This window comes from Neisseria sp. HMSC064E01 (assembly GCF_001808875.1).
In the GTDB taxonomy this organism is placed as follows: Bacteria; Pseudomonadota; Gammaproteobacteria; order Burkholderiales; family Neisseriaceae; genus Neisseria; species Neisseria sicca_A.
Genome location: NZ_KV794968.1, coordinates 35,136 through 56,799, shown reverse-complemented (window position 1 = coordinate 56,799; position 21,664 = coordinate 35,136). Strand labels below are relative to the sequence as shown.

Below are 21,664 nucleotides of genomic sequence, written 5' to 3'. Positions count from 1 at the left end.
ACAGGCTTGATGAAAGCGGATGCCCGCCTGCTGGGAGCTTGCGGGAAGATTGGCTCTGCTGTCTTTATTCTTGCTGTATTGCAACCGGCAACTGCTTCCGATCAGATTTGATAAGAAACAAAGCTGCCATGACGGCAAAAGGTCGTCTGAAACCTAAATTTTGGGTTTCAGACGACCTTTTTGCTTGGCGGATTTATCCAATCGCCGTCATTTTTTCCGCTGTTGAATTGGCGGCGGAAAATGCGCTATTTATTTCAATTTGCTGTTTTTCAATGATTTGGATAATGTCGGCGGCTGCAATGCTTCGACGGTGATGTCTTTGGGGTGTGCCGCGATAAAGGATTTGGTCGCGCGCATGATTGCCTGTATGCGCGGATCGTTCCAGCGGACGATTTGATGGTTTTCATCGCGCTTGTCCGACCAGATAATCACGCCGTCCATATATTTGCTGCAGATTTCGAGCATTTTCTGCCAGCGTCCGGCATCGATAAATTGTTTGAAATACGGGCTGTTGCTTGCGGAATAATATTGCGGCCAGAGATAGCCGATGATTTTTTTGTCGGGATAACGTTTTCTAATCTCGGCGACGGTGGTTTGGACGTCTTTTTCCCATTGTGCCAAATCGGGCGTGGTGATGTAGAACACAGGATTGGCGTAGTCGCTGATGGCTGCGCTCATTTGACGACGTTTGCTGAACTGCCGCCATTTTGCCAATACTGCTTCGTTGTCCGCCTGAGTTTGGTAGTAGCGGATGGCGTGTAAGTGTTCATCGGGCAAGCCGTAGTTGCTGATGTAGGCGCGGGGATTTTCTTCTTTGAAAATCTGGTACATACGGGCAAAGTCGGTTTTAAGTTCCTGAGGTGTGAGGATTTGTCCGTCTTTTTCGGCAAACCAGGTTTCGATGTCAGTGGAGATGGTGCGGTAGCCTTCACGATAGGACTGACGCGCCAATTCGCGGATTCGCTTTTCGTTCAATACGCCGTGTTTGCGCTTACCGGCAGGATCGGGCATGACCAGCTCGGATTCGTAAATCAGAAATACTTTGGACAGTTTGTCGGCGGTCAGGTCGGGTTTGCCGACGTAGTCCATGCGGTCGTAAATGATAAAGTCTTTGCCGGATGCAAGCGCGGAGGCGGCGGCAAGGAAGAGTAGGGATGCGGCGCGGATGAATGGTTTCATTGGGTTTTCTTTTTGGTGAAGGTCGGGGCTTGCTGTTTTGGCAATGCGAGGAGGACTCGATATATAGTGGATTAACTTTAAACCAGTACGGCGTTGCCTCGCCTTAAGCTCAAAGAGAACGATTCTCTAAGGTGCTGAAGCACCCAAGTGAATGGTTCCGTACTATCTGGTCTGCGGCTTCGTCGCCTTGTCCTGATTTAGTTAATCCACTATAAATTAATGGGAAAGGTCGCGGCAAACAAGGCGGAAGGGGTAAAAACAAGTCAAAGGTCGTCTGAAAAGGGTAAGCGGCGTTTTCAGACGACCTTTTTGGCGGCTGGCGGCAGTTTGTCTCTGTTCCATCCTGCTGCTTTGCTATAAAATCGAAACCCTCTCCAACCCGAAATCCAAATCAGGAAAATCATGATGGAAGCAGCCGGACAACACAACGTCGATGCGGACGAAATCGCTAAATTCAGCCAAATTGCGGATAAATGGTGGGATAAAAACGGCGAGTTCAAACCTTTGCACGACATCAATCCGCTGCGCTTGGGCTATATCGACTCGTTCGCGCAGTTGGCGGGCAAGCGTGTTTTGGATGTCGGCTGCGGCGGCGGGATTTTGTCGGAAAGCATGGCAAAGCGCGGCGCGGCGCACGTTACCGGCATCGATATGGCGGAAAAGTCGTTGCAAACCGCCCAAGCCCATGCTGCTGCCGAAGGGGTGGACAATATCGATTACCGCTGCATCCGCGTCGAAGACCTTGCTGCCGAACAGCCGCACAATTTCGATGTTGTAACCTGTATGGAAATGATGGAACACGTTCCCGATCCCGCCGCCATCGTCAAAGCCTGCTCGGAGCTGGTAAAGCCCGACGGCATGGTGTTTTTCTCCACCATCAACCGCAATCCTAAATCTTATCTTCATCTGATTATCGGCGCGGAATATGTGTTGAACTTCGTTCCCAAAGGGACGCACGATTGGCAGAAATTCATCACGCCTGCCGAGCTGGCGCGGATGTGCAGGCAGGCAGGTTTGGACGTTATCGACACCAAAGGCATGACCTACAATCTTTTGACCCGCCGCTATTCTTTATGCGACTCGACAGAAGTGAATTATATGATTGCCTGCCGTCCAGTTTAAATCTGCCTATCCGAATCATGAGAAGAGGTCGTCTGAAACTTACGTTTAAGAACGTTTCAGACGACCTCTTATTAACTTCTCACCAATGCAACTTGCCCACTTCTCTAATTCAATTTTTTGAAGCAAACTTCCCGCAGACAAAGACCGCTGTTTCCAAACAAACGGAAATTTAGCTTTAAAACAGGATCTCCCTGACAAAACCCAAATCGTATCGATAGATTTATATTCACATGACAATACCAATGAATATCATCACCCTGCCCCTTTTAAATCCTTAAAGAATTACGCTCTACATTGCACAAATACAGATACAAAAAAGCCTGCTTAAAGCAGGCTTTTTATCGATTATTTATCAGGATTGTGCTGACGGCGTAAAATCGCAGGAATTTCAAAATCATCTAAAACAGATTGATTGCCGAAATCTGCCGCAGTCAGATTCATGGAGCGAATACCGCGGTTGGTTCTTACCAGGCTTTCTACACTACCCGGTTGTTGAACATGGGAATCATCGACTCCGCTAACCAGTTTTTGTGCGCGGACAGCCGCACGCATTTGGTTTTCGCTACCGTTTTCTTTCAAACCGGTCGCAATGATGGTTACGCGGATAGCGTCTTCGCCCATATTGTCGTCTTCGGCAGTACCGTATTTGCATTCTGCTTCAGGATGCGCATTTTCGTTAACCACTTTCATGATTTCACGATATTCGGACATTTTCAGGCAATCCGGAGCGGTAGTGATGTTCACCAATACGCCGCGTGCGCCATCCAAAGTTACATTATCCAACAGCGGGCTGGAAATCGCTTGTTCGGTTGCCAAACGGGCGCGGTCGATACCTTGTGCAAAACCTGAACCCATCATAGCGATACCTTTGATGCCCATTACGTTTTTAACGTCGGCAAAGTCAAGGTTGATGAAACCGGGACGGGTAACCACTTCGGAAATACCGGCCACCGCATCGCGCAGGACGTTGTCCGCAGCACGGAACGCTTCACGCATGGTCACGTCTTCGCCCAATGCGGTCATCAGTTTGTCGTTCGGGATGATAATCAATGAATCGACCTGACCTTTGAGCTGTTCCAAACCTTCTTGGGCGATGTGTACGCGTTTGCCTTCGTAGCCGAACGGACGGGTAACGACTGCAACGGTCAGGATACCCATTTCTTTGGCAATCTCGGCAACCACAGGAGCCGCACCGGTACCAGTACCGCCACCCATACCGGTGGTGATGAACAACATATTCGCGCCGCGAATAGCATCTTCGATAGCTTCGCGATCTTCTTGTGCCGCAGCACGGCCGATTTCAGGATTGGCACCCGCACCCAAACCACGGGTCAGGTTGGTACCCAACTGGATGCGTTTTGCCGCATTATTTTTACCCAAAGATTGGGCATCAGTATTGGCACTAATAAATTCAACACCTTGGATGGTGTTGGCAATCATGTTGTTAATAGCGTTGCAACCGCCGCCACCCAAGCCGATTACTTTGATGACCGCAGGGCTTGCGGCTGATTCAGCTACGTCGTAAACAAATTCCATTAAAATACTCCTGCGCGCCCTGCATCGAGGACGGTCCAAAAATTAGATATTATCCGTATTATATAAGAAGTATTCAGACACTGGCAAAATACTTCTTATTCATTCACCATTACCGTTATTTTTTTACTACATTTTTTAACGAAAGAACACAAGTTTTTAATTATCGCAATTGGAACTATTCCGACAGCAACTCGTTTCCCTGTAAGCAAAATAACGGCATCAATCAGAAATTGTCTTTAACGAATTTCATCAGTCTTGCCCACAGGCTGATTTTTTCACCCTGCTCTTGGACCACAATCGCACCAGTCACCGGCGCGCCATCTTCCTCTCCCCTTGCTGCTTGCAAAAGACCGATGGCGGTTGAGTAACGCGGATTGCGGATGCGCTCGGATACGCCGCCCATTTCTTGGGGCACGCCGATGCGTGCAGGCAGGGCGAACACTTCTTCGGCAAGTTCAACGATACCGGTCAACATGGATGCGCCACCAGTCAGGACGATACCTGACGTGAGGACTTCTTCAGGGAAGCCGGAACGGCGCAATTCGTTAAGGGTCAACTCCAAAATTTCTTCAACGCGCGGACCGATGACGCTTGCCAAAACACGGCGTGAAATCTGACGAGGTTGGCGGTCGCCGACGCTGGGGACTTCGACCATTTCGTCCAAGCCTTCCATATCGGGAATCGCGACGCCGTAGTGGATTTTGATGTATTCGGCAGCGCTGTGCGGGGTGCGCAGTGCTTGTGCCAAGTCTTTGGTAATCAAATCGCCCGCCACGGGAATCACGGCAGTATGGCGGATGGCGCCGTTGGTATAAACGGCAATATCGGTCGTACCGCCGCCGATGTCGATGACGCATACGCCCAAATCTTTTTCGTCTTCAGTCAAAACGGCCTGACCGCTCGCTAAAGGCTGAAGCATGATTTGGTCCATTTGCAAACCGCAACGATGGATACATTTTTGGATGTTTTGCAGGGCGGTATTGGCACCGGTAATGATATGTACGCGGGTATCGAGACGGACGCCGCTCATACCGATAGGCTCTTTGACGCCGGGCTGGTTGTCGATGATGTATTCTTGCACCACGGTATGCAGGATATTGTGATCCGGCGGGATGTTGATGGCTTTGGCGGTTTCGATGGCGCGATCGATGTCGGCTTGCGAAACTTCGCCGTCTTTGATTTTGACAACCCCTTGCGAATTCAAGCTGCGGATATGGTTGCCTGCGATACCGGTTGTAACGTGGCTGATTTTGGTGTCCGCCATCAATTCTGCTTCATTGACCGCCTGCTGAATGGCTTGGGCTGTTGCGTCGATATTGGTTACCATGCCTGCTTTAAGGCCGCGAGATGGTGCCTGCCCGAGTCCGACAATATGGATTTCGTTGTCGTCTTGTACTTCGCCAATCAGGGCGATGACTTTGGATGTGCCGATATCGAGGGCACTGATATATTTACCTTGTTGTTCCATTATATTTGCTCGTTATTTCGCTGGAGTTATAACTATTTGTCTGTATTGGCAATAGTTGCTTCACGTTGTTTGTTTGTTTGGCTTTAGTCGTCTGAAACATTTTCAGACGACGTCTCTGATGTGTAACGCACGGAAAATCCGTCTTTATACCGCATATCAACGTAGGATAACCGATTTTGATTTTTACGCAACAGCGTTGGCCAAATTTCGGCGAAAAGCTGTAAGCGTTTGATTTCGTTTTCCCTTCCCAGTCTGACGGTAATCCCATTGTCTAAGACCACCAACCAAGCGGAGCGCGGCGTATAAATCAGTTCTTTAATCGCCAAATTTTGCCGGCGGAGGATGCCGGAAAATTCTTCGTAGTGTTTGACCATGTCCTTGCCTGTACCCGGCTGTCCTTCAAAAACGGGCAACTTGGCTTTGAGCTTGGCGTCAAACACATTGCCTTTGGTATCGACCAAACCGCCGCTGCGCCAATGGGCAACAGGCACGCGCTCGGTCAAATGGATTTCGACGGTATCGGGGAAGCGGCGGCGCACCATAGCGGAATCCACCCACGGCAGCTTTTGAAAGGCCGCCTGAATACCGTCCAAATCGGCACGGAAAATATTGCTGCGCGTGTGCTGTTGAGCAGCGCGCTGAAGTTCTTTCCCATCCGAATAAGTCAGCTTGCCCTGTATGGACACTTGTTTGACGGGAAAATGATTGGAGTTGTATAGCCAGGCTATGCAGGTGCCGATGAGCAGCAATGCCATCAGCAGCAATAGCCAGCGGGTCAGCCGACCCAGTGCGCTTGCGTCATCCCACATGTGCGGTTTTCAAAATTTCAATGCATAAATCGGCAAAATCCACGCCGGTATGGGCAGCGGATTTCGGTACTAAACTGTGGCTCGTCATACCGGGCAATGTGTTGATTTCCAAGAGATAAAGTTTGCCGTCGGTATCTTTGAGGAAATCGACGCGCACGCACCCATCTGCCCCGATTGCCTGCGCCCCGCGGACTGCCAGAGAGCGCATCAGGTTTTCTTCAGCCTCGCTCAAGTCTTCGGACGGACATTGATAAATAGTGTCGTCGCGGTTGTATTTGGCTTCGTAGTCATAGAACTCGGTAGCGGGGATGATGTGTATGCTGGGCAAGCCTTTACCGTTCAACACGGGGCAGGAATATTCGCCACCACCGATGAACCGTTCGGCGATAATTTCGCCTTGAAGGTGTTTCAATTCTTCATAAACGCTTTTCAGACGACCTTTTTCTTTCACTTTTACCACGCCGACGCTACTGCCTTCGGCTGCCGGTTTGACGAACATGGGCAAGCCGAGTTGCTGCTCGACGGCATCGAAATCGGAATCTTCATGTAAAACGGCGAACTCGGGAACAGGCAGCCCCAAGGCTTGCCAAATCAGCTTGCAGCGGTATTTGTCCATGCCGATGGCGGAAGCGGCAACACCGCTGCCGGTATAAGGAATGCCCAACAATTCCAACGCGCCTTGAACGGCACCGTCTTCGCCGTAAGTACCGTGGAGGATATTGAAGGCAGTTTCGAAACCTTGGGTTTTCAATTCCGCCAAGGGTGTTTCTTTAGGATCGAAGGCATGTGCATCTATGCCTTTGCTTTTTAAGGCATTCAAAATGGCGGCACCGCTATCGAGCGAAATTTCGCGTTCGCTGGAAAAGCCGCCCATCAATACGGCTACTTTGCCAAAATTCTGCATTGTTTTTGTTCTTTCTTGATTACTTCATTTTTTGATACAGGTCGTCTGAAAACGAATCGGGTTTTCAGACGACCTTAATCTTGCTTACCCACCCGATGGAACATCGCTTCATCAGACAGCTATCGCGGCATCACGATAAAATTTCCGCCTCAGGCTTTTTTCGACAACTCCAGCATCGCGGCAGGAACGCGGTTGATACTGCCTGCGCCCATGTTCAACACAACATCGCCGTCCTGCAAAACGTTCAGCAGCATTTCGGGCAAGTCGGCGACGTTTTCGCAGTAAATCGGCTCAAGTTTGCCCAATACGCGGATGGCGCGGGCAAGTGCGCGGGAGTCGGCGGCGGCAATCGGTTCTTCGCCGGCGGCATAAACTTCGGTCAACACCAGCGCGTCAACGGTATTGAGGACTTTGATGAAGTCTTCAAACAAATCGCGTGTGCGGGTATATCGGTGCGGTTGGAAGGCAAGCACCAAACGTTTTTCCGGATACGCGCCACGTGCGGCGGATAGGGTCGCCGCCATTTCGACGGGATGGTGTCCGTAATCGTCCACCAACAGCGCGGTTCCGCCGTTGGGCAGCTTGATGTCGCCGTATTTTTGGAAGCGGCGACCGACGCCTTCGAAACCGAGCAAGCCGCGTTGAATCGCTTCGACGGATGCACCGACTTCCAGCGCCACACCGATGGCTGCCAAGGCATTGAGAACATTGTGTCTGCCGGGCATGTTCAACACGACTTCAAACGGCGCTTGTTCAGATCCTTTCATTTGAACATGAACGGTAAATTTCATCTGTGCGCCGACGTTTTCGATGTCGGTTGCGTAAATATCAGCAGTATCGTCCAAGCCGTAAGTGGCGTAAGGTTTGCTCACTTTGGGCAAAATCGCGCGGACGTGTTCGCTGTCGATACACAAAAACGCTTTGCCGTAGAACGGCATACGGTGGATGAAGTCGACAAACGCCTGATGCAGTTTTTCGACGCTGTGTCCGTAGGTATCCATGTGGTCTTCGTCGATATTGGTGACGACGGACATAATCGGGGTCAAATGCAGGAAGGACGCATCGGATTCGTCTGCTTCAGCGACGATGTATTCGCCTTTGCCCAAGCGGGCGTTAGTACCTGCGGCATTGAGTTTGCCGCCGATAACGAAAGTGGGGTCTAGACCTGCCGCGCCGAGGATAGAGGCGGTCAGACTGGTGGTCGTGGTTTTGCCGTGCGTACCGGCAATGGCGATGCCGTCACGGAAGCGCATTAGTTCCGCCAGCATCAGGGCGCGCGGAATGACGGGGATTTGCTGCTCCAGCGCAGCGACGACTTCGGGATTGTCTTTTTTGACGGCGGTAGAGGTAACGACGACATCCGCGCCGTTGACGTGTTCGGCGGTATGGCCGGGATAAACTTGAATACCCAAGCTGCTCAAATGCTCGGTAACCGCATTTCGCGCCTGATCCGAACCGGAAACTTTAAAGCCCAAATTGTGTAAGACTTCGGCGATACCGCTCATGCCGACGCCGCCGATACCGACAAAATGGATGTTGGTGACTCGATTTTTCATCATGATGTTGCGTTCCGGTGGATTTTCGATGCGTAAAGGCGTTATTTTAAAGGGCTATCCGCTTCTGCGCCATAGTTTTCTTGTAAATTAAAGATGTTTTGGCATACAGGATTTCACATTGGTTGCAATATGGGTAAAAATGGGGCTGATTGCAGCGGCGAATCTTTGCTTTTTCGTCCCTTTTCAAACTCTACCTTACTCAACAAAACATCTGCAAAAACAAAAGATAAGGTCGTCTGAAAACCGTTTTCAGACGACCTGAAATCTTGAAGACGGGTTGGTTTTGAAGGTTTCGGTAGTCTTATGCTGAATCCAAGGGTTTGAGCATGATGCAACGGCGTACGCTGTAATAGGCTTCCCTGCGCAACCAAGGGAGACCGGCAAGCTGTTTTTCTTCTTCAGCAGCATCTTCTTGGTTGTCAACCATAAATTCCACATTCATCGTAACATTGTCGGATTGGGCGAAGAAGAAGCGGATTAAATGATATTGTGCTTTGAGGTTTTGATTGCAGATGATGGTTTGCAGTGTGCTTTCCAGTATTTCGGGGATGATGTTGCCGATTGTTTCCGTATCACCGCCGTCGGCGTCTTCTGCCAGATTTTTCGTTACCCAGTCGCCCAAAATCGCTTGGAAACGGTTGCCGTTGCGGGCTGTCCAGATTTCGTGCGGGCAATGGTTTTCGTTGGGATTAAATGTATCCAGCAAAACGTGCAGGCTGTTGGTGCAGAAGCTTTGCAGGTTGCGTGAAAGGGCTTCTTCCAGATTCTCACCAATATCGCCGCAGCATTCGTAGAGTTCGCGCCCGTCGGGCAGGGTAATGCCGACATCGAAACGGCTTATCACTGCGCCGTTGGCGTGTTCGCGCGGAAACGCCCAAGTTTCAAGTTGTACGGGTACGGCGAAATTGGGCAAGATTTTTTCGCCCTGCATTTGGCAGGCATAGCCGTGGGCTTGCAGGATTTCGGCAAGGGCTACGTTGAGGTCTAGTGTTTCGAGTTCCTGGGATTCCATGATGGTTTCTCGGGAAGTTGGAAATTCAAAATCGAAATTTTCTATATGATTATGAGGTTATGCAAGTTCGCTTCGTCACTCCCGCCTATGCAGGAATGACGATATAAATTTACCATCAAAGCCTGAAGGTCGTCTGAAACCGGTTTCAGACGACCTCGCGCTTATCAATTTGACGGCACCTGTATCCTCATCAAGCGCATATCCAGTTTGCGCCGTCCCCACGCAGTCGCATACAAAAGGCGCAAAAGCCACGGATAACGAGGTTTGCAGACGCTGCTCAAGCCCGCTTCTTCGATGATTTCCACACCCGGCATCAGCCGTCGGATGTCGTCCGTTCCGCTTATTGCCCAGCGGAATTCGGGCGGTTTGTCCATTCTACCGAGTGCATCGTGGTGTTTGCTTTGTCCGATGTAGGCTTTGGGGATAGTGTCGAAAGCAAGTTGGGCGTGCGGCAGGCGGCGGGCAACCTGTTTGAAAAAATCCTGCACTTGCGCTTCTTCAAAATACATCAACACGCCTTCGATCACGAGCAATACAGGTTTGCCGTGCGCGGCGACGGTGTTCATCCACGCTTCGTCGAACATGGACGCGCCCAGATAATGATTGTCCGATTCGGGCAGCAGCATACGCCGCACTTCAATCACTTCGGGCAAATCCAAATCATACCAAGCATTAATGCGCGGCTTGCCCAAGCGTTCGTAACGCGCATCCAGCCCCGCGCCGATTTGTACCACGACGGCATCGGGATGTTCGGCGATAAAGTGCCGGGTCATATCGTCCAACAGCTTCGCCCGCCCGCAACAGCCGACCTGCGATGCTTTGACTTTGGCAAACTTGCCGAAGTCGTAGTCAATCTTGTCCAACATCCGCACGGCTTCGTCATCACGCAAAAGCGGCTGCGCCCTACCCTGCTCTACGGCCTTTGCCCACAGGGGAATCAGCATGGTACTAGACAGTGCGGAAACGGTTTCGGGAGAGATTTTTGCAGACATGGCAACCTCCAATGAGAGAAATTCCTATTTACATCATACTCCCGCACAATACGGCTGCCAAGTTGCAAAAAGGTCGTCTGAAACCTGTTTTTGTGTTTTCAGACGACCTCTGTTTCATTCATCACATCATGTCATCATGCCGTACACGCGATGGCGGCTTCCGCCACATCGTCCGCGCTGTGCGGCAATGCCAGCGTGCGGGCGTTTTCTGCCCATTTGAGGCATTTTTCACGGTTTAAGCCGCCGAGGATTTCAGCAAGTTTTTCCGCTGTCAACTGGGCTTGCGGCAACAGCAGCCCTGCCTCCGCCTGCACCATAAAACGCGCATTGGCGGTTTGATGGTCATCGACGGCGTAAGGATACGGCACCAACAGCGCGCCCAGCCCCGCCGCCGTCAACTCGGCAATCGTCAGCGCGCCGGCACGGCAAATCACCAAATCGGCATCGCGGTAGGCGGACACCATGTCGGTAATAAATTCTACGCATTCGGCTTTCACGCCCAACGCATCGTAATCCGCCTGCAAGCTGCCCAGCTTGCCCCGACCGGATTGGTGGTACATCTGCGGACGCGCATCGTCAGGCAGCAAAACCAATGCCTGTGGAACGGTTTTATTCAAAACATCCGCGCCCAAACTGCCGCCGACCACCAAGATTTTCAGACGACCTTCACGCCCTTGGAAGCGTTCGGCAGGCGCAGGCAGATTGGCAATATCGGCGCGGACGGGGTTGCCGACCAGGCCGCCTTCGTGGCTGAACGCTTTCGGAAAAGCGTACAACACCCGCTTCGCCCAGCGCGACAGTTGGCGGTTGGACAAACCTGCCACGGCGTTTTGCTCGTGAATCACAATCGGCACGCCGCACAGTTTCGCCGCCAAGCCGCCGGGAAAGGTAACGAAGCCGCCGAAACCGATGACGCACTCGACGCGGTGTTTCCGGATAATCCGCTGCGCTTCGCGGACGGTTTTATACAAAGTAAACGGCAGCATCAGCTTGCGTTTGATGCCGTTGCCGCGCACGCCTTTAATCGCCAGCGTTTCGAGCAGGATGTCGTATTGCGGTACGATGCGCTCCTCCATCGAGCCTTCGCTGCCCAGCCAAATCACATGATGGCCGCGCGCGCGCAATGAATCCGCCACCGCCAGCGCAGGGAAAATATGGCCGCCGGTACCGCCCGCCATCAGCATGAAAGTTTTACCGCCCATGATTTACTCCACTTGGTAACCGCGCATTTTTTTGCGGTTTTCATAATCGACGCGCAACAATAAGGTAACGCACACCAGCATAACGGCAACCGCCGAACCGCCGTAAGACATCAACGGCAAAGTCAGGCCTTTGGTGGGCAGGATACCGATGTTGACGCCGATATTGAAGAAACTTTGAATCCCTATCCAAATACCGATGCCGTTGGCGACATACGCGCTGAACGTCAGTCCGGAATCACGCGCCTGCTTGCCGATGGAGAATGCGCGCATCACCAGCCAGCCGTAGCAGAACACCAAAATACACATCCCCACAAACCCGAATTCCTCGCCGATGACGGCAAAGATAAAGTCGGTATGCGCCTCGGGCAGGTAGAAGCGTTTTTCCAAACTCGCGCCCAAGCCCTGACCGAACCATTCGCCGCGCGCAATCGCCATCAACGAATGCGTCAACTGATAACCTTTGCCCAAAGGGTCGCCCCAAGGGTCCAAGAATGCCGACACGCGCGCCATACGGTAGGGTGCCGCCAAAATCATTACGCCCATTCCCCCCAGCACACTCAGTACCAAGACGGCAAAATATTTCCACGGGAAACCCACCAAAAACAGCATACCCATCGTAATCGACACAATCACGACAAACGAGCCGAAGTCAGGTTGCGCCATCACAAAAACCAAACCCAGCGCAATCATCACGATAGGCAGCAGGATATTTTTAAACTTCTTCAGCTTCTGCCAAGTTTTCTGACGCGCTTCCTTGCTGAACGGGCACATAAAAGCATTGAACAAACCGACAAACAGCGGCTTCAAACCCAAAGAGTCCATACTGCGCAAAACTTCCTCACGCCGCGTGAACAGGCTGGACAAATACAGAACCGTCGCCAGCTTGAACAACTCGGTCGGCTGAAGATTGAGCGGTCCGATATGTATCCAACGCGTCGCCCCGTTGATTTCACGGCCGACAAACAACACGACCACCAGCAAAATCGCGGAAAAAGCAAAATAAAACGGAATGATTTTCCGCCAAAAGCTCATGCTCAACAGCGACAGCCCGAGGCAGCCCAATACGCTCGCCCCGACAAACATCGCCTGCTTGCTGACAAAAGAAAACTGATTGCCGCCTTCGGACGCAGCATAAGCAATCGACGCAGAATAAATCATCACCAAACTGAAGGCGGTCATCAAAACGACCATCCACAACAGTGACACATCGAATTTCCGACCGTCCAAAGAAATCGGGCGGTCGAGAAGTTTGGAAAGACTAATCATGAAAAACATCCGTATGGGGGCAGACGGAAAAATCCGCCCCGAAACAACCAGAACAAAGCGTTTCAGACGACCCTCCGCCTAATCGGGACATCGAAGGTCGTCTGAAAAAATATCGTGAATCAGAAAAACGTCATTCTAAAGGTTTCTTGCCAAAGCAACAATTCAGATTCTTTAAAGACAATCGGATTCCAGCGTTCTTTGCGCCCTCCCCTACCCATCACACACGCAAAAAAGGTCGTCTGAAACGTTTTGATGTTTTCAGACGACCTTATGGGCTGCCTTTAAAACGGTAGCAATTTGGGCAATACAGTTTGCAGATAGTCTTGGAATTCGGGCGCATCCACTTCGCCGCCAAAGCCGCCGTTGGCAAAAATGTGGCGCAGATACGCGATAAATTGTGTATTTTGCGGGGCGTACAGCACTTTACCATCCACGCTTGGCTTGGTGCTTAATGCGATTTCATAAGCATTGCCGCCGCTTACATTGTCTTTGTGGTAATCATCGGGCGAAAATGGCAAACCAATCGGGCATTTTGGGTTTTCCGCAAGCAATTCTCGAGTACATTCCAGCCACTCGTTGTCTTCGTTTTCCATCTCTTCCAAAACAAAATCTATGCCGTACACACACAAAGGGTCGGCATATTCCCACACAATTTCAGGATATTCGTCATAGTCCCAGATAAAGTTGATTTCGCCGACAATCCGGTAGAAGTATTGCAGCGAAAGGGGAATGAAACCGACAGGCTGCACAGCTTGGACAAGGCGGCGGATATGTTCGTCCGCATCGGGCAGGGGCGGCGTAATCACGTTATCGCGCCATCGGTTGAACCGATAGCCGAACTGCGGCAAGGTCTCTGCAACGATATTCGCGTTGTGCAGCACACGCCGAAAGGTTTCGGTAAGCAAGCGGTCGATTTCCGCTGCTGCTTCGGGTTGAAAGGCTTTTTGCCGCAGTCGGGCGATGTCGGCATAAACTTGGCTGTATTCGCCGTTCAGATAGCGTTGGTAGAAAGACAAGGCAAAATTCCTTCAGTTTGTGATAGAGGATGCAATCCGTTTTGTCAGCGCAGACCGCTTCTTATCCAATGCAAACCCTAAACCAACTGCGGTATTTCCGCCCACGGCTGTATCTGTTCCAACTGCGCGGCGAGGCGGAGCAGCGTGTCTTCGCGTCCGTGTGCGGCGGCGAACTGGGTACCGACGGGCAGACCGTGATGCCGGTAAAGCGGCACGCTCATGGCGGGGTTGCCGCTCATGTTCAGTGGCGACGTATAGCCGACGTATTGCAGCGCGGCGGCGGCTTCTTTTTCCAAAAACGGGTTGTTTTTCAACAGGAAACCCAAGCGCAGCGTGCCGCACAGCAGGCGCATGGCTTTTTGCGCGGCGGGCGGCGGCATCATCTCGCCGATTTTCGGCGTGGTGCGCGGGCAGACGGGCGTCATCAACACGTCGTAGCGCGTGAAAAATGCTTTGGCGGCACGCTCCTGCGCCAGCATCACGTCGCGCGCCCAAGCCATTTCGCCCGCGCTGATTTGCCGCCCCTGCACAATCATTGCCCACGTTGTCGGCTCAAGCAGGCGGTGCGGCAGTTTTTGTCCGGTTTCGTATTGATATTGGTAGAACAGTTTTGCCGTTTCGCCCATGACGATGACGCGGGCGGCGCGGTTGAGTTGTTCGGGCGGTGCGAAATCGGGCGTGGCTTCTTCCAATTCGTGTCCCGCGTTTTGCATCAGTTTCAAACTATGGGCGAACGCGGCTTCCGTGCCTTCGTCGTTGCCGCCGCCGAACCATGTCTGCTTCCAAAAAGCGATTTTCAGACGACCTGTTTCTAGTTTCAGGCTGTCTGCAAAACCGTTTTCGGGCGGCGGCGGGCAGGCATACAGGGCGCGGGCTTGAGTTTGGGCGGCGATGTCCAGCAAAACCGCGCTGTCGCGCACGCTGCGGGTCAAGACATGGTCACATACCAAACCTTGCCATGCCTCCGATGCGTTCGGCGCGTAACTGCTGCGGCCGCGCGTGGGTTTCAGCCCGAACACGCCGCAGTTGTGCGCGGGTAAGCGGATGGAACCGCCGCCGTCGCTGCCGTGTGCTGCGGGTACGACGCCCGAAGCCACTGCTACCGCTGCGCCTCCGCTACTGCCGCCCGCGGTATAGTCCAAATGCCACGGATTGCGCGTGATGCCGTAAATTTCGGTTTCGGTAACGGCATACGCGCCCCATTCGGGCGTGGTGGTTTTGCCGAACACACGCAGTCCCGCATCAAGATAGGCTTGGGTCAAATCGCTGTTTTGCTTGGCAATGTAATGCTGCATCATGCGCGAACCCGACCATGTCGGCGCGCCTTCCCAATCCGCCAGCAGGTCTTTGAGCAAAAACGGTACGCCCGCCAGCGGCGCATCGGCATTTTCAGACGACCCCTGCCACGCCGCCGCGCGTTCGCGCAAATCGTGCGCCAACAGATTGAGCTTGGGATTGACTTCGTCCAAGCGGCTTAAAGCAGCCTGCAACACTTCATCGGCGGAGACTTCTTTTTTGCGGATCAGTTCTGCCAAACCGACGGCATCGTAACGGATGTAGTCTTGAAAATTCATGGGTTTTCCTTTCGGATTGATCAACACACGTTTTGTCGGTCAGGCATGACTGCCCGCCGCCTCGCCGTTTGCCCGCATAGACAAATTTTAAGAAACAGTCACACCGGATAAAGGAAAGGAACAAGTTTGCCGCTGCTGTAAAAAGGTCGTCTGAAACCGCCTTGACGTTTTCAGACGACCTTTGAGGCGATGGCGCACAAGGCTTACGGCAAAATCTCAATTTCCGCGTTGTGTTTCACGCTGCGGTAGAGTTCGTCGATTTCCTCGTCCGTTACCGCGATGCAGCCGTCGGTCCAGTCTCTTTGCAGATGCCTTTTGCCGATAGAACCCCAGCCGTTTTTGATGCCGTGGATTTTAATCAGCCCGCCCGGGCTTTTGCCTTGTGCCGCCGCGTAGGCTTTGTCGGCCTCGTTAGGGTAAGAAACGCCGAGATTTTTATGGTATGCGCTGTTGGGATTGCGATCGTTGATGCGGTATTTCCCTTCGGGCGTTTTGCCGTCGCCTTCAAAGTGTTTATGCCCGACGGGCTGCTTGCCCAGCGCAATGGGATAGGTTTTCAGTAGCTTGCCTTTCGAGTACGCCGACATGGTGCGCTTGCTTTTATGCACGACCAATCTGTCGATAACGGCATTTTCGGGAAGCGGCGTTTCGCTTGGCGCGGCAACGGTCGACTCGCCTGATGTCGCAACGGTCTGCTCGGAACGGATGGGCGTGGAATACCAAACCACTCCGGCAACGACTGCCAAAAGCAAAACCGCCGCCAAACTGATTTTCAACCCTCTTTTCATGTTTCAGACGACCTCACAAAGCCTTAAACGCCTCGATAAACACTTCCGAACGGTGCGCATAGCCTTTAAACATATCGAAGCTCGCGCAGGCGGGGCTGAGCAGCACGATATCGCCTGCTTCGGCTTGGGCGTATGCCGTCTGAACCGCTTCTTCCAAAGTGGCGCAGTCGGTCATATTCAGACCGCAGCCGTCCAAATCGCGGCGAATTTGCGGCGCATCGACGCCGATCAGGAACACGCCTTTCGCCTTACCGGCAAGCGCATCGCGCAGGGGCGTGAAGTCCTGCCCTTTGCCCATGCCGCCCAAAATCACGAAGAGCGGATTTTGCAAACCGGCAATCGCGGCGGCGGTCGCGCCGACGTTTGTGCCTTTGCTGTCGTCGATGAACACCACGCCGTTTTTCTCGCCGATTTTTTCCACGCGGTGCGGCAGGCCTTGGAAGGTTTTGACGTGTTCGAGCAATGCTTCACGCGGCAAACCGACAGCTTCGCACAAGGCGACGGCAGCCATGACGTTGGCGGCGTTGTGCAAGCCTTGCAGCGGGATGTCTTTCGTGGCAATCAAATCTTCATTACCTTGTTTCAGACGACCCGTTTCGCGTTCCAACCAAAAATCGGCTTCGTGTTCCAACGAAAACCATTTCACCTCGCGCCCGGCGCGCTTCATGGCGCGGCAGAACACGTTGTCTGAATTTAAAACCTGCACGCCATCGCCACGGAAAATCTTGGCTTTGGTATGCGCATAGTCGAGCAAATCGTCGTAGCGGTCGAGATGGTCTTCGGAAATGTTCAGCACCGTCGCCGCGGTTGGGCGCAAGCTTTCGGTGTTTTCCAGTTGGAAACTGGAAAGCTCCAACACCCACACGTCCGCCTTTTTGCCTTCGCGCTGCAATTCCGCCTCCAAAACCGGCGTGCCGATATTGCCCGCGATAACGGTATCCAGCCCGCACTTGATGCAGAGATAGCCTACGAGGCTCGTTACCGTGGTTTTGCCGTTGCTGCCGGTAATCGCAATCACCTTGTCACCGCGGCGGTTCACAATGTCCGCCAGCAATTCGATGTCGCCCAACACGCGCCCGCCGTTTTGCTTGAACGCCTCGATATCCGGCTGCCGCTCGCTGATGCCGGGACTAAGCGCCAAAATATCGAAACCGTTGTCCAGCGCATCTTTCAGACGACCCGTGTAAAACACCAGCCCGTCAAACATCTTACCGATTTGCGACACGCGCTCCGGTTTCAGCTCCGCATCATAAGCGGCAACCTCCGCGCCGTTTTTGCGCAGGTAGGCAATCATGGAAATACCCGTAGCGCCGAGTCCGGCGACGAGGATTTTTTTGTTTTGGAAAGTCATTTTGGTTTTGTCCTTGAAGTTTCAGGCGACGTGATCAGGATTAAATACTCCGGTATCAGTCGAAGATTTTTTTCGCACCCCCTTGAGCTTCCGTTATCGCAAGCTTTGCTGTACCATTTTTGGGCATCAGCAAAACTTCGTCTAACACCTCGCCCCTCGAAATACATCTCCCCCAGATTATATTGTGCAAGTGAAGATCCCTGTTCCGCAGCTTTACGATACCATCGTACAGCCTGAACGTCATCTTGGCGGACACCAGTTCCTCGAGCATACATCATACCCAAATTATGTTGACCACTTACATTCCCCTGCACTGCCGACTTGTGATAAAACTTAACTGCCTGAGCGTAATCTCGACGGACACCATATCCTTGAGCATAGATCATACCCAAATTATTTTGAGCATTTGAATTTCCTTGCGCCGCGGCCTTGCGATACCATTTTCTTGCTTGAACATAATCTTGACGAACGCCTTGCCCTATATCATACATCGCACCTAAAAAAAATTGAGCCTCAGCATCTCCCGATTCCGCCTTTAGCATTATTTCCTTTAAATTCGGCACATCATCCGCCCAAGCTGCCTGCCCTATGCCCAAAGACAGCAAGGCAAGTATCATGTTTTTCAATAAGGTGTTCATCTCAAAATCCTGTTTTATTCAGAAGGTTTTTGGGTTTGTATATGTATTTCAGACGACCTTGGGAAAAGGCTTCATTATCCTACTTAATCCAATGTACGGTAAGCATCACAACTTTGTTGTAGTCCATTATCACAAGCCTTCTTGTACCACTCTTTGGCAACTTTTCGATTTTTGGGGACACCTTGCCCTTCTTCATACATCAAACCTAAATTATATTGAGATTCTGCCTGTCCCTGTTCTGCTGCCTTGCGATACCATCGCACTGCCTTTGCATAGTCTTGGCGCACGCCTTGCCCTTTTTTGTACATCACACCCAAATTATGTTGGGCAATTGACTCCCCCTGTTCTGCTGCCTTGCGGTACAAGTTTATTGCCTCTTTATAGTTTTGACGAACACCTTGCCCTTTTTCGTACATCAAACCCAAACTAATTTGAGCATATGTATCTCCCTGTTCAGCAGCCTTGCGATACCACTGCATCGCCTTTGCATAGTCTTGACGCACTCCTTTCCCTCCATAATACATTCCTCCCAAATTATATTGGGCATCCGAATCCCCTTGCTCTGCTGCCTTGCGATACCATCGCACAGCCTCTACATAGTCTTGGCGAACACCTTTTCCTTGTTCATACATCACGCCTAGATTATATTGGGCTTCTGCATCTCCCTGTTCCGCTGCCTTGCGATACCAGCGCACCGCCTCTACATAGTCTTGACGAACACCTTCCCCATGTTCATACATCACACCTAAAGAAAATTGAAGCTCCGCATCGCCAGCTTCCGCCAGTTGCAGCATTTCCTTTTGCGCCACCTCTCCTACATTCAGCGCATCATCCGCCCAAGCTGCCTGCCCTATGCCCAAAGCCAGCAAGGCGACCATCATTTTTTTCAATAAGGTGTTCATCTTAAAATCCTGTTTTGTTCAAAATGTTTTTGGGTTTATCTATGTGTTTCAGACGACCTTTGAGAAAGGTTTAATGTCCTTCGTTATTCAACTGTCGGTAGTCATTGCAACCATCTTGTAATCCATTATCACAGGCCTTCTTGTACCATTCTTTGGCTATTACCGAATTTTGGCGAACGCCTCTACCCGTGTAATACATCCAACCTAGACCACTTTGTGCCTCGGCAACTCCGTGCCGTGCAGCTTTATGCCATAACTGCAATGTTTGAACATAATCTTGGCGGACGCCTCGTCCTTTGGCATACATCACACCCAAATTATATTGAGCATTTGCATCACCTTGTTCTACCGCTCTGCGAAACCACTGTACCGCCTGAGCGTCATCTTGCCGAACACCTTGCCCTTCGATATACATCACACCCAAATTATATTGGGCTTCTGCATTCCCCTGCTCTGCTGCTTTACGATACCACTTCACCGCCTGAACGTAATCTTTACGTACACCTTTCCCATCCTTGTACATTACGCCCAAATCATTTTGCGCATCCTTATATCCCTGCTCCGCTGCTTTACGATACCACTGTACTGCCTGTTTATAGTCTTGACGTACACCTCGTCCTTCGTAATACATCAAGCCCAAATTATATTGGGCTGCATCAACCCCTTGTTCTACCGCTTTACGAAACCACTGCACAGCCTGATTGTCATCTTGACGTATACCTTTCCCGTCCTTGTACATCGCACCTAAATTATTTTGGGCTTCCGCATACCCTTGATCGGCGGCCTTCCGATACCATCGTACCGCCTCTACATAGTCTTGGCGAACGCCTCGTCCTTCGGTATACATTACAGCCAAATTATATTGGGCTTCTGCCTGTCCCTGTTCTGCTGCCTTACGATACCATCGCACTGCCTCTTGATCACTCTGACGAACGCCTACCCCTTTAAAATACATCGAACCCAAAGCAACTTGAGCATCTTCCTCACCCGCTTCCGCTTTTTGCACTATTTGCTTTAAATTCGGCACATCATCCGCCAAAGCTGCTTGCCCTATCCCCAAAGCCAGCAAAGCAACCATCATTTTTTTCAATAACGTTTTCATCTCAAAATCCTATTTTATTCAGAGTATTTCTTGGTTTGTCTATGTGTTTCAGACGACCTTTGGGAAAGGTTTAATGCCCTTCGTTATTCAACTTTCGGTAAGCATCGCAACCATCTTGAAATCCATTATCACAAGCCTTCTTGTGCCATTCTTTGGCAACTTTTCGATTTTTGGGGACGCCTTGCCCTTCTTCATACATCTCACCCAACCTATTTTGAGCCGGTGAGAACCCGCCTTCTGCTGCCTTGAGATACCATTGCAACGCCTCTGTATAGTTTTGGTGTACGCCTTTTCCTTCATAATACATCTCACCTAAATTATGTTGGGCTGGCGAGAACCCGTCTTCTGCTGCCTTACGATACCACCGCAACGCCTCGGCATAGTCTTGGCGAACACCTTGCCCTTCACTATATGCCACACCCAAATTATTTTGGGCAACTACATACCCTTGTTCTGCTGCCTTGCGATACCACCGCACTGCCTCTGCAGAGTCTTGGCGAACGCCCTGTCCTTCGTCATACAACGCGCCCAAATTATTTTGAGCGTCTACATCGCCCTGTTCCGCTGCCTTGCGATACCATTGCGCCGCCTCTTCATAGTTTTGACGGACGCCCCGTCCATTGGCATACATCACACCTAAAATAAATTGGGCAGCTGCATCTCCCTGCTCTGCTGCCTTGCGATACCAGCGCGCCGCCTCTTCATAGTTTTGACGGACACCTTGCCCTTGCTCATACATCGACCCTAAATTTTTTTGGGCATTTACACTCCCCTTCTCTGCCGCTTTCTGAAACCACTTCATTGCCTCTACATGGTTTTCAAGAACCCTATACATCATGCCCAGATTATTTTGGGCTGAGAGATACCCTTTATCTGCCGAAGAGCGACACCATTCCATCGCCTGTTCATGGTCTTGATTAACACCTTGTCCTACGTAATACATCATACACAAATTATATTGTGCTTCTGCTTGTCCCTGTTCTGCCGCTTTGCGATACCATCGCACCGCCTCTTGATCACTCTGACGAACGCCTATCCCTCTCAAATACATCGAACCCAAAATAACTTGAACATCTGCCTCTCCCGCTTCCGCCCTTTGCACTATTTTCTTTAAATTCGGTACATCATCCGCCCAAGCTGCCTGCCCTATACCCAAAGCCAGCAAAGCAACCATCATTTTTTTCAACCATGTATTCATTTCAAACTTCCCTAATGTATAGTGGATTAAATTTAAACTAGTACAGCGT

General features: G+C 51.4%; 20 protein-coding genes. 1 reads left to right on the top strand and 19 read right to left on the bottom strand.

What is annotated here, in order from left to right; translation table 11 throughout:
* Positions 1-249 precede the first annotated feature (249 nt).
* Together HMPREF2572_RS11395 and HMPREF2572_RS15235 are read right to left on the bottom strand one after the other, a co-directional pair.
* Positions 250-1,179 (bottom strand): hypothetical protein, encoded by a 930-nt coding sequence (locus tag HMPREF2572_RS11395; RefSeq protein WP_070498758.1) that lies wholly within the window; start codon positions 1,177-1,179, stop codon positions 250-252.
* Positions 1,180-1,395: 216 nt separating this feature from the next.
* Positions 1,396-1,521 (bottom strand): hypothetical protein, encoded by a 126-nt coding sequence (locus tag HMPREF2572_RS15235; RefSeq protein ID WP_003764615.1) that lies wholly within the window; start codon positions 1,519-1,521, stop codon positions 1,396-1,398.
* A gap of 60 nt (positions 1,522-1,581) precedes the next feature.
* Between HMPREF2572_RS15235 and ubiG the strand changes: the two genes are divergently transcribed.
* The gene (ubiG, locus tag HMPREF2572_RS11390) at positions 1,582-2,301 is read left to right on the top strand and encodes a bifunctional 2-polyprenyl-6-hydroxyphenol methylase/3-demethylubiquinol 3-O-methyltransferase UbiG (RefSeq protein WP_070498757.1); all 720 of its coding nucleotides are present in this window, start codon (positions 1,582-1,584) and stop codon (positions 2,299-2,301) included.
* 345 nt (positions 2,302-2,646) lie between these two features.
* Here the strand turns inward: ubiG and ftsZ are convergent, their stop codons facing one another.
* The 17 genes from ftsZ to HMPREF2572_RS11305 all read right to left on the bottom strand — a co-directional run.
* Positions 2,647-3,837, bottom strand: a complete 1,191-nt coding sequence (gene ftsZ, locus HMPREF2572_RS11385) for a cell division protein FtsZ (RefSeq protein ID WP_070498756.1) — start codon at positions 3,835-3,837, stop codon at positions 2,647-2,649.
* A 223-nt stretch (positions 3,838-4,060) separates the two neighbouring features.
* Positions 4,061-5,305 carry a cell division protein FtsA gene (gene ftsA, locus HMPREF2572_RS11380; protein ID WP_070498755.1) on the bottom strand — a complete coding sequence of 415 codons (1,245 nt, stop codon included), beginning with the start codon at positions 5,303-5,305 and terminating at the stop codon, positions 4,061-4,063.
* Between the two features lie 83 nt (positions 5,306-5,388).
* Complete coding sequence (locus tag HMPREF2572_RS11375; protein WP_070498754.1) at positions 5,389-6,114, bottom strand: cell division protein FtsQ/DivIB; 726 nt, start codon at positions 6,112-6,114, stop codon at positions 5,389-5,391.
* On the bottom strand, positions 6,104-7,018 hold the full coding sequence (locus HMPREF2572_RS11370; protein WP_070498753.1) for a D-alanine--D-alanine ligase: 915 nt from the start codon (positions 7,016-7,018) through the stop codon (positions 6,104-6,106). Before HMPREF2572_RS11370 ends, HMPREF2572_RS11375 begins: the two co-directional genes overlap by 11 nt.
* 149 nt (positions 7,019-7,167) lie before the next feature.
* A complete protein-coding gene (gene murC, locus HMPREF2572_RS11365; RefSeq protein WP_070498752.1) occupies positions 7,168-8,577 on the bottom strand; it encodes a UDP-N-acetylmuramate--L-alanine ligase in 1,410 nt (469 codons plus the stop codon).
* A 298-nt stretch (positions 8,578-8,875) separates the two neighbouring features.
* Entirely contained in the window at positions 8,876-9,586 is a 711-nt protein-coding gene (locus HMPREF2572_RS11360; protein WP_070498751.1) for a DUF6348 family protein, read from the bottom strand.
* Between the two features lie 164 nt (positions 9,587-9,750).
* Positions 9,751-10,578 (bottom strand): class I SAM-dependent methyltransferase, encoded by an 828-nt coding sequence (locus HMPREF2572_RS11355; protein WP_070498750.1) that lies wholly within the window; start codon positions 10,576-10,578, stop codon positions 9,751-9,753.
* Between the two features lie 134 nt (positions 10,579-10,712).
* Positions 10,713-11,780 (bottom strand): undecaprenyldiphospho-muramoylpentapeptide beta-N-acetylglucosaminyltransferase, encoded by a 1,068-nt coding sequence (gene murG / locus HMPREF2572_RS11350; RefSeq protein ID WP_070498749.1) that lies wholly within the window; start codon positions 11,778-11,780, stop codon positions 10,713-10,715.
* Positions 11,781-11,783: 3 nt separating this feature from the next.
* A complete protein-coding gene (locus HMPREF2572_RS11345; RefSeq protein WP_070498748.1) occupies positions 11,784-13,046 on the bottom strand; it encodes an FtsW/RodA/SpoVE family cell cycle protein in 1,263 nt (420 codons plus the stop codon).
* Positions 13,047-13,327: 281 nt separating this feature from the next.
* The gene (locus HMPREF2572_RS11340) at positions 13,328-14,062 is read right to left on the bottom strand and encodes a hypothetical protein (protein ID WP_070498747.1); all 735 of its coding nucleotides are present in this window, start codon (positions 14,060-14,062) and stop codon (positions 13,328-13,330) included.
* Between the two features lie 77 nt (positions 14,063-14,139).
* A complete protein-coding gene (locus tag HMPREF2572_RS11335) occupies positions 14,140-15,636 on the bottom strand; it encodes an amidase (protein WP_070498746.1) in 1,497 nt (498 codons plus the stop codon).
* A gap of 203 nt (positions 15,637-15,839) precedes the next feature.
* The gene (locus HMPREF2572_RS11330; RefSeq protein ID WP_070498744.1) at positions 15,840-16,424 is read right to left on the bottom strand and encodes a L,D-transpeptidase family protein; all 585 of its coding nucleotides are present in this window, start codon (positions 16,422-16,424) and stop codon (positions 15,840-15,842) included.
* A gap of 13 nt (positions 16,425-16,437) precedes the next feature.
* The gene (gene murD / locus HMPREF2572_RS11325) at positions 16,438-17,775 is read right to left on the bottom strand and encodes a UDP-N-acetylmuramoyl-L-alanine--D-glutamate ligase (protein WP_070498742.1); all 1,338 of its coding nucleotides are present in this window, start codon (positions 17,773-17,775) and stop codon (positions 16,438-16,440) included.
* Positions 17,772-18,413 (bottom strand): tetratricopeptide repeat protein, encoded by a 642-nt coding sequence (locus tag HMPREF2572_RS11320; RefSeq protein WP_070498740.1) that lies wholly within the window; start codon positions 18,411-18,413, stop codon positions 17,772-17,774. Before HMPREF2572_RS11320 ends, murD begins: the two co-directional genes overlap by 4 nt.
* Before the next feature lie 83 nt (positions 18,414-18,496).
* Positions 18,497-19,315 (bottom strand): tetratricopeptide repeat protein, encoded by an 819-nt coding sequence (locus tag HMPREF2572_RS11315; protein WP_070498738.1) that lies wholly within the window; start codon positions 19,313-19,315, stop codon positions 18,497-18,499.
* Positions 19,316-19,385: 70 nt separating this feature from the next.
* Positions 19,386-20,417 carry a tetratricopeptide repeat protein gene (locus HMPREF2572_RS11310; protein WP_070498736.1) on the bottom strand — a complete coding sequence of 344 codons (1,032 nt, stop codon included), beginning with the start codon at positions 20,415-20,417 and terminating at the stop codon, positions 19,386-19,388.
* Positions 20,418-20,487: 70 nt separating this feature from the next.
* On the bottom strand, positions 20,488-21,664 hold a 1,177-nt coding region (locus tag HMPREF2572_RS11305), incomplete at its 5' end, for an SEL1-like repeat protein (protein WP_349267163.1).